General features: G+C 41.3%; 10 protein-coding genes. 9 read left to right on the forward strand and 1 reads right to left on the reverse strand.

The window, feature by feature from the left end; genetic code table 11:
* Nucleotides 1–13 precede the first annotated feature (13 nt).
* Nucleotides 14–1,810 carry an ABC transporter ATP-binding protein gene (locus ACHUFI_RS15930; protein WP_394250858.1) on the reverse strand — a complete coding sequence of 599 codons (1,797 nt, stop codon included), beginning with the start codon at nucleotides 1,808–1,810 and terminating at the stop codon, nucleotides 14–16.
* Nucleotides 1,811–1,900: 90 nt separating this feature from the next.
* Between ACHUFI_RS15930 and ACHUFI_RS15935 the strand changes: the two genes are divergently transcribed.
* The 9 genes from ACHUFI_RS15935 to ACHUFI_RS15975 all read left to right on the forward strand — a co-directional run bounded on the left by ACHUFI_RS15935 (nucleotide 1,901) and on the right by ACHUFI_RS15975 (nucleotide 15,828).
* Complete coding sequence (locus ACHUFI_RS15935; RefSeq protein WP_394250860.1) at nucleotides 1,901–2,374, forward strand: GAF domain-containing protein; 474 nt, start codon at nucleotides 1,901–1,903, stop codon at nucleotides 2,372–2,374.
* A 99-nt stretch (nucleotides 2,375–2,473) separates the two neighbouring features.
* A complete protein-coding gene (proQ, locus tag ACHUFI_RS15940) occupies nucleotides 2,474–3,097 on the forward strand; it encodes an RNA chaperone ProQ (protein WP_394250862.1) in 624 nt (207 codons plus the stop codon).
* Nucleotides 3,098–3,114: 17 nt separating this feature from the next.
* Complete coding sequence (gene prc / locus ACHUFI_RS15945; protein WP_394250864.1) at nucleotides 3,115–5,118, forward strand: carboxy terminal-processing peptidase; 2,004 nt, start codon at nucleotides 3,115–3,117, stop codon at nucleotides 5,116–5,118.
* A gap of 141 nt (nucleotides 5,119–5,259) precedes the next feature.
* Nucleotides 5,260–5,922 (forward strand): hypothetical protein, encoded by a 663-nt coding sequence (locus tag ACHUFI_RS15950; RefSeq protein ID WP_394250866.1) that lies wholly within the window; start codon nucleotides 5,260–5,262, stop codon nucleotides 5,920–5,922.
* 192 nt (nucleotides 5,923–6,114) lie between these two features.
* Nucleotides 6,115–8,721 (forward strand): aminopeptidase N, encoded by a 2,607-nt coding sequence (gene pepN / locus ACHUFI_RS15955; RefSeq protein WP_394250868.1) that lies wholly within the window; start codon nucleotides 6,115–6,117, stop codon nucleotides 8,719–8,721.
* 65 nt (nucleotides 8,722–8,786) lie between these two features.
* Complete coding sequence (locus ACHUFI_RS15960; protein WP_394250870.1) at nucleotides 8,787–9,005, forward strand: DUF2835 domain-containing protein; 219 nt, start codon at nucleotides 8,787–8,789, stop codon at nucleotides 9,003–9,005.
* Between the two features lie 218 nt (nucleotides 9,006–9,223).
* Nucleotides 9,224–14,068 (forward strand): NAD-glutamate dehydrogenase, encoded by a 4,845-nt coding sequence (locus ACHUFI_RS15965; protein ID WP_394250872.1) that lies wholly within the window; start codon nucleotides 9,224–9,226, stop codon nucleotides 14,066–14,068.
* A gap of 46 nt (nucleotides 14,069–14,114) precedes the next feature.
* On the forward strand, nucleotides 14,115–15,125 hold the full coding sequence (gene pyrD / locus ACHUFI_RS15970; protein ID WP_394250874.1) for a quinone-dependent dihydroorotate dehydrogenase: 1,011 nt from the start codon (nucleotides 14,115–14,117) through the stop codon (nucleotides 15,123–15,125).
* A 157-nt stretch (nucleotides 15,126–15,282) separates the two neighbouring features.
* Nucleotides 15,283–15,828 (forward strand): cell division protein ZapC, encoded by a 546-nt coding sequence (locus ACHUFI_RS15975; RefSeq protein ID WP_394250876.1) that lies wholly within the window; start codon nucleotides 15,283–15,285, stop codon nucleotides 15,826–15,828.
* Nucleotides 15,829–16,040: the final 212 nt, after the last annotated feature.

The following is a 16,040-nucleotide window of genomic DNA, read 5'->3' on the forward strand; positions in this document are numbered from 1 at the left end:
GCATGACTTGGTCCTAGGCGTGCGTTTGCACACTACCATAGAGTGTTTGATATAACCCTTCTTGTTCAACCAATTCACCATGCGTCCCTGTTTGTGTAACCTGACCATCTTCTAGTACATATATCAAATCCGCTTGTTTGACCGCGGACAATCGATGAGCAACGATTAAAGTCGTCCTATTTTTTAGGAACTCTCCAAGTGCTTTGTGAAGCGCAGCTTCGGTTGCAGTATCTAATGCAGAGGTTGCTTCATCTAGAATAACAAATTTAGGATCACTTAATACCATACGAGCAATAGCCAAACGTTGCCGTTGGCCACCTGATAAACGTATCCCGTTACGTCCAATTTGCGTCTCTAAACCATCACTTAGCTGTGTAATAACATCTTGCATCTGAGCAACTTCGAGAGCTCGCCACAGAGACAGTTCATCGTACTCTTCTCCAAGAGTGAGATTATGCCTTAAGCTATCGTTAAAAAGTATAGGTTGTTGTAATACAACCGCAATTTGGTTTCGGATAACATCGAAACTGATGTCATCAACCGTTTCACCATTGTAACGAATATGGCCTTCATTCGCTCGGTAAACACCTATCAATAGCTGGATTAAAGTGGATTTACCACCGCCACTTGCTCCGACAAGCGCCACTTTTTGTCCTGCTGGGATGGTTAATGAAATATTATTTAAAACAGTGTTTTCTATATTGTAAGAGAATGTAACATTTTCAATAGAAACATCCACTTCTTTTCCTTCATAGAAGGGATTAACCTTGCTAACTGGTCGGTGTTCTTCTTCTAACTGCAGTAGTTCGTTGATCCTATTAAGCGCAGCTTTAGCGCTATACCAAGAAAACTGAATCCCTAATAGTTCTTGAACGGGCGAAAGCATAAACCACAAGTAACCAAATACGGCAAATATTTGTCCGATAGTCAGATCGCTAAATAGGACCATCAGCATGGCGACAGCGCGGAATAATTCAAATCCTAGTAGAAATAGAAGGAACGAGACTCGCCCGGCAGCTTCTGATTGCCATGCATACTTATCTGCATCTAGGCGTACTTGGTCCGCCTGTTGTTTAAGTTCTTCGAGGAATATTCTTTCTTTATTAGCAGCGCGCAGTTGATAGATACCATCTAGAGTTTCTACCAGGCGGTTTTGAAAACGCTCGAATGATTGGTTTTCCCTTTTTTTAAGGTGTTTAACCATGCCACCGAGCTTACGCGAGAAATAAATCACTATTGGGTTAACGAGTAGGATAAACAGGCCTAAGCGCCACTCTAGCCATAATAAGACACCAGCAGTCCCAATCACGGTTAATAGGCTAATCACAAACTTAGCGAGAGTAGAACCAATAAACTTGTCTATGGTTTCGATATCTGTGATCAGGTGGGCGTTGATACCGCCGCTACCTTTTGTTTCATATTGACGAATACTGATTCGACCCAGCTTGTCGATCATCTTGCTGCGCATTTGGTAAGTGATCGTTTTGGATACGAGTGTAAACTGGCGGCTTTGAATGATGTTGAAACCTTGGCTAACCGTTCTCATCAATATGACTAAAAGTAATGTTAGCGCGATATAGCCGGTAGGAGTCTGCATTGAGGCCGGAAGGACTAGATTCATCAACTCGAGGCCAGAACCTGGCTGGTCTAATAAAACCTCATCAACCATTAAAGGCATAAGTAGTGGGATAGGGACACTAACTAAAGTCGCTAGTACGGCAATACCATTTGCAAACAAGAGCTTGGACTTGTGTTTTTTTACTTGAGTTATTAACCAGGAACGGCTAATAGTGTCATTTGCATTTGTCATTATAATGAGAATAAGTCCTATTTAGATTGATTGCGACGCATTCTACGTAGATCTCTTAATAATGGAAGTCTCAATTGAACGGAAGTTAATATGAAAATAGAACATTATCAGCGCTTAACCAAACAGGCCGCAGCATTAATTGAATCTGAGCATGACTTGATTGCAAATCTTGCAAACATTAGCGCACTTTTATTTATGGAACTGGACAATTTGAATTGGGCTGGATTCTATCTAATGAAAGAAGGTGAATTAGTATTAGGTCCATTCCAAGGTAAGCCTGCGTGTGTTCGTATACCTGTTGGGCGAGGGGTATGCGGAACAGCGGTATCGACGAATACAGTTCAACGTATTTACGATGTTCATGAATTCGAAGGTCATATCGCTTGTGATGCTGCAAGTAACTCAGAGATAGTCATTCCATTTTCAATCGGTGGAAAAATCGCAGGTGTTTTAGATATCGATAGCCCAAATGTTGGTCGTTTTAGTGAAATTGATGAAGAAGGGTTAACAAATTTGATGCTCGAAGTGGAAAAGCTGCTCAATTCACACGCGAACAAAGCATAATTTAACCTCTTAGAGTGGTTTTTCGTTTGCATCTCTCTATAATACGTAAAAAATATTTTCTTAATGCTCGCGGAAAGACCGCAACAACCAGGAACCCTCATGGAAAACACTGAAAAGTTAAAAAACAGCAAAGAAGTTATCGCATATATTGCTGAATGTTTCCCTAAATGCTTTACTTTAGAAGGTGAAGCAAAGCCACTTAAAATTGGTATTTTTCAAGATCTTGCTGAACGTCTAAGTGAAGATGAAAAAGTAAGTAAGACTCAACTTCGTGCAGCGTTAAGACAGTACACTTCATCATGGCGTTATCTTCATGGTGTTAAACTAGATGCAGAACGTGTAGATTTAGACGGTAATGCATGTGGCAAACTTGAAGAAGAACACGTAGAACACGCGAAAGCGACACTTGCAGAAAGCAAAGCTAAAGTACAAGCTCGTCGTAAAGAGCAAGCTCAGAAAGCTCGTGAAGAAGGCAAAGCGAAAGCTAAGGCGAAGAAAGCTCAACAGCCTCGTCGTCAAGCGCCTAAAGCACCAAAAGTAGAAAAGCCTGTAGAAACACGTGCTCTAAATGCTGATGAGTTCATCACTGGCAAAGAAGTAAATGTGAACATGGGTAAAGGAAACATGGCTGCGACCATTGTTGAAATCAATAAGGAAGATGTACGTGTTCAACTAGCAAACGGCCTACAAATGGTTGTTAAAGCGGAGCACTTGCGCGCATAAAGGAGATACTCCTACGCATGAAATGCCGTTCAAAATTGACACTGATTGCTGCTAGCTTATGGCTAGCAGCTTCAGCTCAGGCTCTAGAAGCCAAACTAAATAAAGACGACTTACCTGTCCTCGCTCCAGAAATTCAACACGAAACTGCGAGCAAACGAGTTACTTCTCGTTTTACTCGTTCTCACTACAAACACTTCAATCTTAACGACGATTTCTCTCAAGCTATTTTCAATCGCTACATAGAGATGCTCGATTATAACCGCAACATATTCACTCAAGCTGATATTGATTCTTTCAAAGAAAGATCAATCTCCTTAGATGAGCAGTTGAAATCGGGTAACAATCAAGTCGCGTTCGATGTTTATAACCTATCGATGCAAAAGCGGTTTGAACGTTTTCAATATGCGTTATCTCTTCTCGACAATGAAATCAAATTTGATGTTGATGAAAGCATCGAATTAGATCGTAGTGAAGCTGCATGGCCAGCGAACTTAGAAGAAGTTAATGAGTTATGGAGAAAGCGTGTTAAGTATGACGCGTTGAACCTCAAGCTGACGGGTAAAGAGTGGCTTGAAATTCAAGAAGTTCTTGAAAAGCGTTATAACAATGCGATGAAGCGTATTACTCAATCGCATAATGAAGATGCTTTCCAACTTTATATGAATGCATTCGCTCGAGAAGTTGATCCGCATACTAGCTATTTGTCTCCTCGCAATGCTGAACAGTTCCAATCAGAAATGAACCTTTCGCTTGAAGGTATTGGCGCTGTCTTACAAATGACTGATGACTACACAGTTATTCGTTCTTTAGTTGCTGGTGGCCCGGCTTCAAATAGCAAGCAACTCGGTGAAGGCGATAGAATTGTTGGTGTTGGTCAAGACGGAGAAGAAATTGTCGACGTCATTGGTTGGCGTTTAGATGACGTAGTGCAATTGATCAAAGGCCCTAAAGGGACGAAGGTTAAGCTGCAGATATTACCTGATGGTAAAGATGCAAAAAGTCACGTTGTCACAATTGTTCGAGATAAGATTCGCCTTGAAGACAGAGCGGTTAAGTCTGAGGTTATTGAACAAGATGGCCGTAAGATCGGTGTGTTAGAAGTACCGAGTTTTTACGTTGGGCTGTCTAAAGACACAGATAAGTTGATTACCGAACTGAAACAAAAAGGCGTAGAAGGCATTATCGTTGATCTAAGAAACAATGGTGGCGGTGCTCTAACGGAAGCGACAGCTCTATCTGGATTATTTATCGAGAAAGGGCCGGTTGTTCAGGTTCGAGATAGCTATGGCAGAGTTAAGGTGAACAGTGATACTGATGGTGAAATCAGTTATCAGGGTCCATTGACTGTTTTAGTGAATCGTTACAGTGCTTCTGCATCTGAGATTTTTGCCGCGGCAATGCAAGACTACGGTCGTGCAATTGTTCTGGGTGAAAACTCGTTTGGTAAGGGAACGGTTCAACAACATCGTTCTTTGAATCATATCTATGACTTGTTCGATAAAGAGTTGGGTTATGTTCAATACACGATTCAAAAGTTCTATCGAATTAATGGTGGTAGTACTCAGAACAAAGGGGTAGTTCCTGATATTGCCTATCCAACACCAATCGAACCTGCAGATACAGGTGAGAGTGTTGAGGATAACGCACTGCCTTGGGATAGTATTGATAAAGCAAAATATGAAGTGTTACAGCGTAATGAAGCTGAAATCGCATCTCTTACAGAGAAGCATCAGAAACGTATCGCGAATGACATGGAATTTAACTTTATTGCCGATGATATCCTGAAATACAAGGCAGACAAAGATGACAATAAGCTGTCTCTGAGTGAAAAGATTCGTCAGCAAGAGTCTGATGAAGCTGATGTATTACGCCTTGAACGAATTAACCTACGTCAGAAAGCGGCTAAGGAAGATTTGTACGCAAGCTTAGATGATGTGCCTAAAGATTATGAAGTTCCGGATGCATATTTAAATGAATCTGTTTCTATCATGATTGATATGCTTTTAGACAAAGCTAAGTAACATATTGTTTTAAAATAAAAAGCGAGCAATAAGCTCGCTTTTTTTGTTTTAGCTGCATCAAAAATTAAGTGATTTAGATCAAATTTTTAGCGTTAACCAAAATCCATGCCTAAGCTTAAAGAAAAAGCGAGGGTGACGCTTATGAGATGGATGTTAATTTTTCTTGCCTGCATAAGTTTGGGCGTAGCCAGTAATGAAAGCACGAATAAAGGTGATCTTTCTTACTTTGACCAACCATTACTACTAGGGGATTGGTATTTAGTTAATCAAAATCCTGACGAAGGAAGTGAAAACTTCCTGGCTATTAAACTTAGCTTAAATTCAAATTACTCGTTTAAAATAGATATCCAAAAGAAAGACTACAGTGTGGATCATTGGGAAGGTTTATATACAGCAAACGAAGATACCATCATATTGGGTTTAGATTCTTCGGAGCCTCAAGTCTACGCCTACAGTAGCAATCACAACATGCTAAACCTTAACGGTGTTATGTTTACAAAAGCATTACCGAATGCGCTAGCTGGAATTTGGTCGAGCGAAGTATTGGCCGGCGAGGATTTATTGGCCAGCAATGTTCAAAAAATGGATCTGATATTACAACCTGATTTTGTGTTTATGTTCCGGGTATCTGACGATGTTGGTGGTGAGGCTGTTCATCGAGGTGTTTATTACACTGAAGGTAATCATCTCGTTCTTTTATATGAAAATGGAGAGCACGATACCACTTACACTTTGAACAGCGATGTTCTGACCCTTGAGGGAGAAGAAGGTGATATGTATGCCGTTTTAAACAGGATAAGGTAGTAACAAAATATGTCGCCCTTGTGCATACTTATAGTGTTTCATAATGGGTCAGTATAATTTTACAGCAAGTTTGCGAGGTATTTTCCACAGATACCTCGTTTTTTTATTTTGAACCTTGTCTTCTGTTGACCTCGCCCTTAGATATAGACAAGCTAAATAAATTAATAGTAAACGATCGAAAAGGACTAACACATGGCGCATACCCCACAAGCCAAATATCGTAAAGATTATCAATCTCCATCTCATAGTATTTCTGACATCGACTTAACCTTCGATTTGCATGATACGGCGTCAATTATTACCGCGGTATCGAGTGTAAAACAAGAAGGTGAAAGCTCGACGCTAGTATTAGAAGGAGAGGGCTTAAAGTTAATTTCACTAGAAGTTAACAATGAGGTTTGGGGAAGCTTTGAGCAATCTGAGACACAGCTAACGTTAACAAACTTGCCAAGTGAGTTTGAACTCAAAATCGTGACGGAAGTTGACCCTGAAGGGAACAGTGCTCTAGAAGGCTTATACAAATCTGGCGGTGCGTTTTGTACACAGTGTGAAGCGGAAGGATTCCGTCGGATTACATACTACATGGATCGCCCGGATGTTTTAGCTAAGTTCACAACGACAGTTATTGCTGAGAAAGAAACATACCCGTACTTATTGAGTAATGGTAACAGACTTGACTCTGGCGACTTGGAAGGTGGGCGCCACTGGGTAAAATGGGAAGACCCGCACCCAAAACCAGCGTACCTGTTCGCACTTGTCGCGGGTGATTTTGATGTATTGCGCGATGAATTTACCACTAAGTCAGGACGCAAAGTAGACTTAGAGATCTTTGTAGATCAAGGAAATTTAGATCGTGCAAACCATGCAATGGTTTCCTTAATCAACTCAATGAAATGGGACGAAGAACGTTTCAATCTAGAGTACGACCTAGACATCTACATGATTGTGGCTGTGGACTTCTTTAACATGGGAGCAATGGAGAACAAAGGGTTAAATATCTTTAACTCTAAGTTCGTGTTGGCCAATGACCAAACTGCAACCGATACTGACTACCTTGGCATCGAAGCTGTGATTGGCCATGAATACTTCCATAACTGGACAGGTAACCGCGTTACTTGTCGCGATTGGTTCCAATTAAGTTTAAAAGAAGGTCTAACGGTATTTAGAGACCAAGAGTTCTCTTCAGATCTAGGTTCTCGTGCGGTTAATCGAATCAATAACGTGCGCATTATTCGAGGTCCGCAGTTCGCAGAAGACGCGAGCCCAATGTCTCACCCAATTCGTCCAGAGAAAGTGATTGAGATGAATAACTTCTACACTTTGACCGTGTATGAAAAAGGTAGTGAAGTTATTCGTATGATGCACACACTTCTGGGTGAAGAAGGTTTCCAAAAAGGTATGAAACTTTACTTCGAACGCCACGATGGAACGGCTGCTACTTGTGAAGATTTTGTCGCTGCAATGGAAGACGCATCGGGCGTAGATCTGAAACAATTCAGACTTTGGTATAGCCAGTCTGGTACACCATCTGTCAATGTAGAAAGTAGCTACAATGCTGAAGCAAAAACATACTCGCTGACAATCAGCCAAAAAACTGAAGCTACTCATGAGCAAGAAACTAAACAAGCTTTGCATATCCCATTTGATATCGAGCTGTATAAAGCCAATGGCGATGTGATTGAGTTACAATGTAACGGGAAGCCGGTGCACCATGTACTCAACGTAACTGAATCAGAGCAAACATTTGTATTTGATTACGTCACTGAACAGCCTGTTCCATCTCTATTGAGAGAGTTTTCTGCGCCTGTAAAATTGAACTACGACTATTCTGATGACGAGCTTATTTTCTTGATGGTTTATGCTCGTAACGAATTCGCTCGCTGGGATGCAGGGCAGATGTTGTTGGCAAAATACATTCGTGCCAACGTATTGAGGGTTCAAAATGGTGAGTCATTCGAGCTGTCTGATGCGGTTGTTGATGCTTTCCGTGGCGTACTATTAAGCGACAAATTAGAGCCTGCATTCATTGCAGAAATGCTAGCATTGCCAAATTCAAATGAAGTGGCTGGTTGGTATACTCAGGTAGATGTGGATTCTATCGCGTTAGTCTTGAAACAGATGAAAATGACATTGGCGACAGAACTTGTGGACGAGCTGGTGGCGGTTTACCACAGCCATGTACAAGCCCAATACACTGTCGATCACGATGCGATTGGCAAGCGTACTCTGCGTAAGATCTGTTTAAGCTACTTAGCCTTTACTGACTTAGGTAATGACTTGGTTGTTGCTGAGTATGAACAAGCAAACAACATGACTGATACGATTGCTGCAATGTCGGCGGCAAATGGTGCTCAGTTAGAGTGTCGTGAATCACTAATGGCAGATTACAGCGAAAAGTGGAAACACGATGGGTTAGTTATGGACAAATGGTTCGCGTTACAAGGCAGTAACCCAGATTCAAATGTTCTTGAAACGATCAAAGCGTCGATGGAGCATCCTGCGTTTAGCTTGAAAAACCCGAACCGCACACGTAATCTAATTGGTTCATTCTTAACGCAAAACCCTGTTCAGTTCCATGATAAGTCTGGTAAAGGTTATGAGTTTGCTGGTGAGATTCTAAAAGAACTTAACAGCAGTAACCCACAAGTTGCGTCTCGTTTAATCGATCCATTGTTAAAGTACAGACTTTATGATGAAGAGCGTCAGGCTCTAATGAGAAAAGAGCTTGAAGCACTTAAAGCCATGGATAATTTAGCAAAAGACTTGTTTGAAAAAGTAACTAAGGCACTAGAAGCATAGTTGCGTTAAGGCTATAAACATAAAGTGGTGTATGAGAGTACACCACTTATCTTTTGAGAAACTTTATGAACTACTATCGTTTCACTTTAAACATCACATATCAGCACTTCCTTTCACATTATTCAGGTGCCGCGAGCCAAGTTCAAGTGATTACTGATCATGGAATCCGCTTACAATTACCCGCAACTCGATTCAGACCTTTTCTTACACAAATGGGCGTTAAAGGGCAGTTTAGACTAACAACTGACCATAATAATAAGTTTATAAAGTTAGAAGCTCTGTGAACCCAATGAATTCTAGAGAGTTAAAAGGAATCTTAATCACATAATCAAACATTTCACCTCCTACCACCGCTATTTTTATTAACTATTTATCAATAATGCTTTTACAATAAATAGATGCATTACCCATTGCTTAGTTAGCTTAAAAAAACATCTGTTTTTACTAGTTTTCTGAGTAAACCCCCTATAATAAAATACAATTCTAATTGTGGAGTGTGACTATGACCGCACGTGAAACTGTGGTACCGGTTTTACTTGAAAAAGTGTACAAGCTGATTCAGGACAAACTTGACCTTGCTCATCGACCTCTAGTAACTCAACTTGCTCAACACATGTTTAGCAATGTTTCTCAAGACGATCTATTCCAAAGGAATGAATCTGACTTATATGGCGCTGTTGTAAGCTTGTGGCACCATATTAATGAAAAGAAGCCGGAAGACATTTCGGTTCGTGTGTTTAACCCTACGGTAAGCCGCCAAGGGTGGCAGTCGACACATACCATCGTAGAAGTTGTTGTACCTGATAGTCCTTTCCTTGTGGACTCAGTAAAAATGGCATTAAACCGCCTAGACCTTTCTTCCCACCTGATGTTACACAACCCAACACAAATTCAACGCTCCCCAAGTGGTGAAGTGACTGGTGTTAATAACGATGACGGTGTTTTCCAATCTTTATTTCATATCGAAGTAGACCGTTTAAGCAGCAAAGCAGAAATGACAGCGCTTAAAACTGAACTACTGGATATATTTACAGATGCTGGTCTTGTGGTTAATGATTGGCTTCTTATGGTTGAACGCTTAGAAGAAGTGACAAACCAGGTAGAAGCACAGAAAGCGAATATTCCAGTAGACAGTGAGCGATTTGATGAAACGCTTGCTTTCCTACGTTGGCTAGGTGATCACAACTTTACATTCATGGGTTATAAAGAGTATGACCTAGTGAGTGTGGATGGTGACACTGAACTGCGCCCGACTGAAGACAAAGGCTTGGGTCTTTTTGCGAAACCAGAACGAGTAAGAGGCGTTAAGCTGTCTGAATTCTCTGACTCAGCAAGACTTGAAGCGAAAAAACCTTTTGTACTGATCGTGACCAAAGGTAACAAAGCATCTCGAATTCACCGCCCAGCTTATACGGATTACATTGGTATTAAGAAGTTTGACTCCAAAGGAAAAGTGATAGGTGAGCACCGCTTTACAGGTCTTTATACCTCTGCGGTTTATAATCAAACGGTCGAAACCATTCCTTTGGTACGTGAAAAAGTAGATCGTATATTAGAAGCAAGTGGCTATCGTGATGGTTCATACTCATATAAAGCACTTCACAACATTTTAGAAAATTACCCTCGCGACGAATTACTTCAAGCTCGAGAAGAAGACTTGTTAGAAGTCGGTACCGGTGTTGTACAAATGCAAGACCGTGACTTATTACGTTTGTTTGTGCGTAAAGACCCGTTTGGCCGCTTCTTTAGCTGCATGGTTTATGTGACAAAAGATCGTTACAACACAGAACTTCGTCGTCAAACACAAAGAATTCTCAAGCAGTACTTTGGCTGTGAGCAAGAAGTAGAGTTTACAACTTACTTTTCTGAAAGCCCGCTAGCAAGAACGCATTACATCGTACGTGTTGATAACAACAACATGGACGTAGACGTTAAGACAATAGAGCAAAACTTAATGGAAGTATCTTCATCTTGGGATGATCGTTTATCAGAATCAATTATCGCAAACTTTGGTGAAAGTAAGGGACTGCCTCTTTCAAAAGAATACTTACGTGCATTCCCTCGTTCATATAAAGAAGACATGATGCCAGGTTCTGCAGTAGCAGACATCGAACGTCTTGAAGAACTATGTGAAGACAACAAACTAGGAATGCTTTTCTACCGTCCACAAGAAGAGGCGGCAGACTCCAAAGCAGTACGTTTGAAGTTGTTCTATCACAGTGATGATCCGATTCACCTTTCTGACGTTATGCCAATGCTAGAAAACTTAGGTTTGCGTGTTATTGGTGAATCTCCATATGAAGTTCGCAAAACCAATGGCTGTACCTATTGGATCCTAGATTTCTCAATGCTTCATAAGAGTGAACAAACGGTCGATTTACGTGAAGCTCGTGATTTGTTCCAACAAGCATTTGCCGCAATTTGGGCGGGCGAGCTAGAGAGCGATGGATTTAACCGCTTAGTTCTTGGTGCTGGTCTATCAGGCCGTGAAATCTCAATCCTTCGTGCTTATGCGAGATACATGCGCCAAGTTGGCTTCCCATTCAGCCAACACTATATCGAAGAGACTCTTTCGCAACATACAGATTTGGCTAAAGGGCTAGTTGCGTTATTCGAAAAACGTTTTGATCCTAAATACAAAGGCAGCAAAAAAGGTCAGGCTGACCTGATCAAGAAGATCACTGAGCAGTTAGATCAAGTAGAAAGCTTAGATGATGATCGTATTATCCGTCGTTATATGGAAATGATCACAGCAACGCTTCGTACCAACTACTATCAGCTTGATGCGAATAAGCAGTTTAAACCTTGGCTAGCTCTTAAAATGAAGCCTAGCGAAATCCCAGAAATTCCAGCGCCAGTTCCGGCATTTGAAATTTTCGTATACGCACCTGACATTGAAGGTGTCCACCTTCGTGGCGGTAAAGTAGCTCGTGGTGGCTTACGTTGGTCAGATCGTCAAGAAGATTTCCGTACGGAAATCCTAGGCTTAGTGAAAGCGCAACAAGTTAAAAACACTGTGATTGTACCGGTTGGTGCAAAGGGTGGTTTTGTGTGTAAGCGTCAACACACGATGACGGGACGAGATGAGATCTTCGCTGAAGGCCAACGTTGTTACAAACGCTTCATCCGCGCACTATTAGATGTGTCGGATAACATCATCGAAGGTGAGGTAATTCCACCTAAGAGCGTTGTTCGCCATGATGAAGATGACCCGTACTTAGTTGTTGCGGCTGATAAGGGCACAGCAACATTCTCAGATTTAGCTAACTCTGTTTCGGATGAGTACAATTTCTGGTTAGGTGATGCGTTTGCTTCAGGTGGCTCTAACGGCTACGACCATAAAGCGATGGGTATTACTGCAAAAGGTGGTTGGGAATCTGTTAAGCGTCACTTCCGTGAAATGGGCATTAACTGCCAAACCACAGATTTTACCGCAATTGGTGTAGGTGATATGGCAGGTGACGTATTTGGTAACGGTATGCTGCTTTCTAAGCACATCCGCTTACAAGCAGCGTTTAACCATCTGCATATTTTCATTGATCCAAATCCTGACTCAGCAACCAGCTGGGAAGAGCGTGATCGTCTGTTTAAACTTCCACGTTCAAGCTGGGAAGATTACAACAAAGAACTGATTTCTAAAGGCGGTGGCATTTTCTCAAGACGAGCAAAATCCATTGCGCTAACACCAGAAATTCAAAAAATGCTTGGAACAAAGAAAGCATCCATGGCACCAAATGATTTGATCAAAATGATCTTATCAATGGAAGTGGATCTACTTTGGAATGGCGGTATCGGTACGTATGTTAAAGCTTCTTCAGAGACTCACACTGATGTAGGTGACCGTGCGAATGACGTGCTTCGTATTGATGGAAAAGATCTAAAAGCGAAAGTTGTTGGTGAAGGCGGTAACTTAGGCATGACTCAACTGGGTCGTATTGAGTATGCACTAACAGGTGGCCGCGTTAACACTGACTTTGTGGACAACGTTGGTGGTGTTGACTGTTCTGATAACGAAGTAAACATTAAGATCTTCTTAAATGGCCTTGTTTCTAACGGTGATCTAACCGTTAAGCAACGTAACCAAATCCTCGAATCTATGGAAGATGAAGTTGGCGAAATTGTTCTTGATGATGCGTATTGCCAAGCTGAATCGATATCGGTAACAGAGCACCAAGGTGTTGGTTTAGTGAAAGAACAGATTCGCTTCATCCACACAATGGAAAAAGCAGGCTACCTGGATCGTGCATTAGAGTATATTCCTGATGATGAAACACTATTAGAACGTGAGAAGCAGGGCTTTGCATTAACTCGTCCTGAGCTTTCAGTATTAGTTGCTTACGGCAAAATGGTACTAAAAGAAGATCTAGTATGTGATGACATCGCTAATGACGAGTTCCACGCACAGCAACTAACACAATACTTCCCAACAGAGTTACGCCGTAACTACTTGGAGCACATGGATAACCATCCACTACGTGCTGAAATTATTGCTACGTCTCTTGCTAACCAAATGGTTAACGAAATGGGCTGTAATTTCATTACTCGTCTCCAAGAAGAAACGGGTGCAGATATTGTTGATATCGCAAACGCTTATGCGGCATCGCGAGAGATCTATGGTTTAGGGGATATTCTGAAAGAAATCCGTGCTTTGGACAATATCGCAGGATCTGATGCTCAGTATGATTTGATTTTCCATGTACGCCGTACCATGCGCCGTTTAACTCGTTGGTTATTACGAAATCGTAAAGGTAAGCAGTCAGTTAAAGCTCTTGTTGAACTTTATCAAGGTGATGTTCACGAAATTACTGAAACGTTAGATGACATGCTAGTTCTATCAGAAGTAGAAGAGCATAACGTTATCGCTCAGGAATGGATTGATAAAGGCGTTGGTGAGAAGCTTGCTAATTATGTTGCTCGTTTATCTAGCCTTTACTCAGCACTGGATATATCCACAGTGGCTCGTGAAACGGGTAAAACGGTTCAACAAGCATCTAAGTTGTACTTTAATCTAGGTGACCGTCTATCTTTGCACTGGTTCTTGAAGCAAATCAACAGTCAAGCGGTGGACAACAACTGGCAAGCATTGGCTCGAGCTGCGTTTAGAGAAGATCTAGATTGGCAACAACGTCAACTGACAGGGCAGGTTCTTAACTGTGGTTGTACTGTTGAAGAACTCGATGTTATTAAAGCGTTGGATGAGTGGATGGAAAGTAATTCAATCTCATTGCATCGTTGGGAAAGCATCTTGAATGAGTTTAAAGTCGGTTCAGTGCATGAATTTGCAAAATTCTCGGTCGCTTTACGGGAATTAATGCTATTAAATTTGAATTGTTCCTCAAATGAGTAAATAATACAGCCCCGTTTATACGGGGCTTTTTTCTTTCGGAGGCACAATGCTTTACCGTCTAGCCAGAACTGGCTTTTTTCAACTTGATGCCGAAAAGGCACATGATCTTGCAATTCAAAACTTCAAACGTTTCACTGGTACTCCTCTCGATTTGATGTACCGTCAGCAGTTGCCACACCGACCTGTTGAATGTATGGGACTCACTTTCAAAAACCCAGTTGGTTTAGCAGCCGGCCTTGATAAAAACGGTGAGTGCATCGATGCATTTGGTGCAATGGGTTTTGGGTTTGTCGAAGTAGGGACTGTTACTCCACGTCCTCAATCAGGTAATGATAAGCCACGCTTGTTCCGCCTAGTTGAAGCTGAAGGTATCATCAACCGAATGGGTTTCAATAACCTAGGTGTTGATCATCTTGTAGAGAACGTTAAGCGTTCTAACTATGACGGTATCCTTGGTATTAACATTGGTAAAAACAAAGACACACCAATCGAAAAGGGTGCTGAAGATTACCTAATCTGTATGGAAAAGGTTTATCAGTACGCTGGTTACATCGCTGTTAATATTTCATCACCAAATACTCCTGGCCTTCGTTCACTTCAATACGGTGAAGCTCTGGATGATTTGCTATCTGAATTGAAAGCAAAACAAAAAGAACTCGAAGAAAAGCATAGTAAGTATGTTCCATTAGCTCTGAAGATCGCACCAGATCTTAGTGATGATGAAATCAGCCAAATTTGCGAGTCTTTGATCAAAAATAAGATCGATGGCGTGATCGCGACGAACACGACATTAGATCGTAGTATCGTAGAAGGGATGAAGCATGCAAGTGAAGCGGGGGGCTTGAGTGGTCGTCCGGTTCAATCTAGAAGTACTGAAGTAGTGCGCCGCCTACATGAGGAGCTTGGAGACAAATTACCTATTATTGGTGTGGGTGGTATTGACTCTTATGTTGCAGCTAAAGAGAAAATGATGGCTGGAGCTCAATTAGTACAAGTGTATTCAGGCTTTATCTATAAAGGCCCTGGTTTAGTCCGCGATATCGTTAAAAATCTTTAATTTTATCGATGTAACTGCTTGAACTTACATATTTAAATGAAAAGAAGAGGAATTGTTTTCCTCTTTTTTTTTGTCTTCTGGTTAGTAGAATTACGAATATTAGGAAGGTAATTAAGCGTTTTACCTAATGAAACATTAATCAGTGTGAGACGATGCAATGCTTAAACCCAGCGATACATGGAATTGGTACTACGATGAGCAGCACGGCTCATTAATGCTGAATCTAGGGCAAGATATGTTGTTCAAAACTAATCTTGCTAAGAAGACGTTGGTGCAATGCGCATTCCAAGAGAATGAATTCACAGTTGATGACGCATCTTCCTATCAAACTTTCAAAGAGAGAATAAGCGGTTTAGAGCTTTCTGAGCCAAGACAAGCTGAACTTACCTTATATTGTGTCGCTGCAAAGCGTTTTCATAAGCCTGTTCAACCTAAGAGCTGGTTTTTCAACACTCAAAATAATCACCATCATTCTCCAAACGAAGGGGATATCGTTCAGTTGAGCAATGATATGAGTTCTGGTTTGTTTATTATTCTTGAAGTCGGGGAGAGCTCTAGTTTATGTGCGTCAATAGAGCTAGCTGATTTCACGCTGAGCGGAAGCAAAGTGCTTCAGTTTGGCGAGTTTATAAAAGTCATGCATGACCGAATGGTTTGCGCAAACTCGATGACAGCGTCGGTTCCAATGGCCCTCGTCGGCTAGCTCTTTTCCTATCAATAAATAAATTCGTTCCTAGTGTTTAATCAGCCTTATGGCTGATTTTTTTTGCTTAAAATAAATGAAAACCCGCCTTGGCCTTTGAAGGCCAAAATTTATTTGGGAGTAATAGCACACTTTTTGAGTGCTTTGTAACCACTATTCTGAACCTGATCTGGTCAAATATGCCTCTTAAGTTCCCTATTTAAAGGCTTTTG

Origin of the sequence: Vibrio profundi (assembly GCF_043642225.1) — a bacterium.
GTDB classification, from domain to species: Bacteria; Pseudomonadota; Gammaproteobacteria; order Enterobacterales; family Vibrionaceae; genus Vibrio; species Vibrio profundi_A.

Coding starts and splice junctions, on each gene's coding strand:
- ACHUFI_RS15930 (WP_394250858.1), bottom strand. CDS start 1,810: ATGACAAATGCAAATGACACTATTAGCCGTTCCTGGTTAATAACTCAA.
- ACHUFI_RS15935 (WP_394250860.1), top strand. CDS start 1,901: ATGAAAATAGAACATTATCAGCGCTTAACCAAACAGGCCGCAGCATTA.
- proQ (WP_394250862.1), top strand. CDS start 2,474: ATGGAAAACACTGAAAAGTTAAAAAACAGCAAAGAAGTTATCGCATAT.
- prc (WP_394250864.1), top strand. CDS start 3,115: ATGAAATGCCGTTCAAAATTGACACTGATTGCTGCTAGCTTATGGCTA.
- ACHUFI_RS15950 (WP_394250866.1), top strand. CDS start 5,260: ATGAGATGGATGTTAATTTTTCTTGCCTGCATAAGTTTGGGCGTAGCC.
- pepN (WP_394250868.1), top strand. CDS start 6,115: ATGGCGCATACCCCACAAGCCAAATATCGTAAAGATTATCAATCTCCA.
- ACHUFI_RS15960 (WP_394250870.1), top strand. CDS start 8,787: ATGAACTACTATCGTTTCACTTTAAACATCACATATCAGCACTTCCTT.
- ACHUFI_RS15965 (WP_394250872.1), top strand. CDS start 9,224: ATGACCGCACGTGAAACTGTGGTACCGGTTTTACTTGAAAAAGTGTAC.
- pyrD (WP_394250874.1), top strand. CDS start 14,115: ATGCTTTACCGTCTAGCCAGAACTGGCTTTTTTCAACTTGATGCCGAA.
- ACHUFI_RS15975 (WP_394250876.1), top strand. CDS start 15,283: ATGCTTAAACCCAGCGATACATGGAATTGGTACTACGATGAGCAGCAC.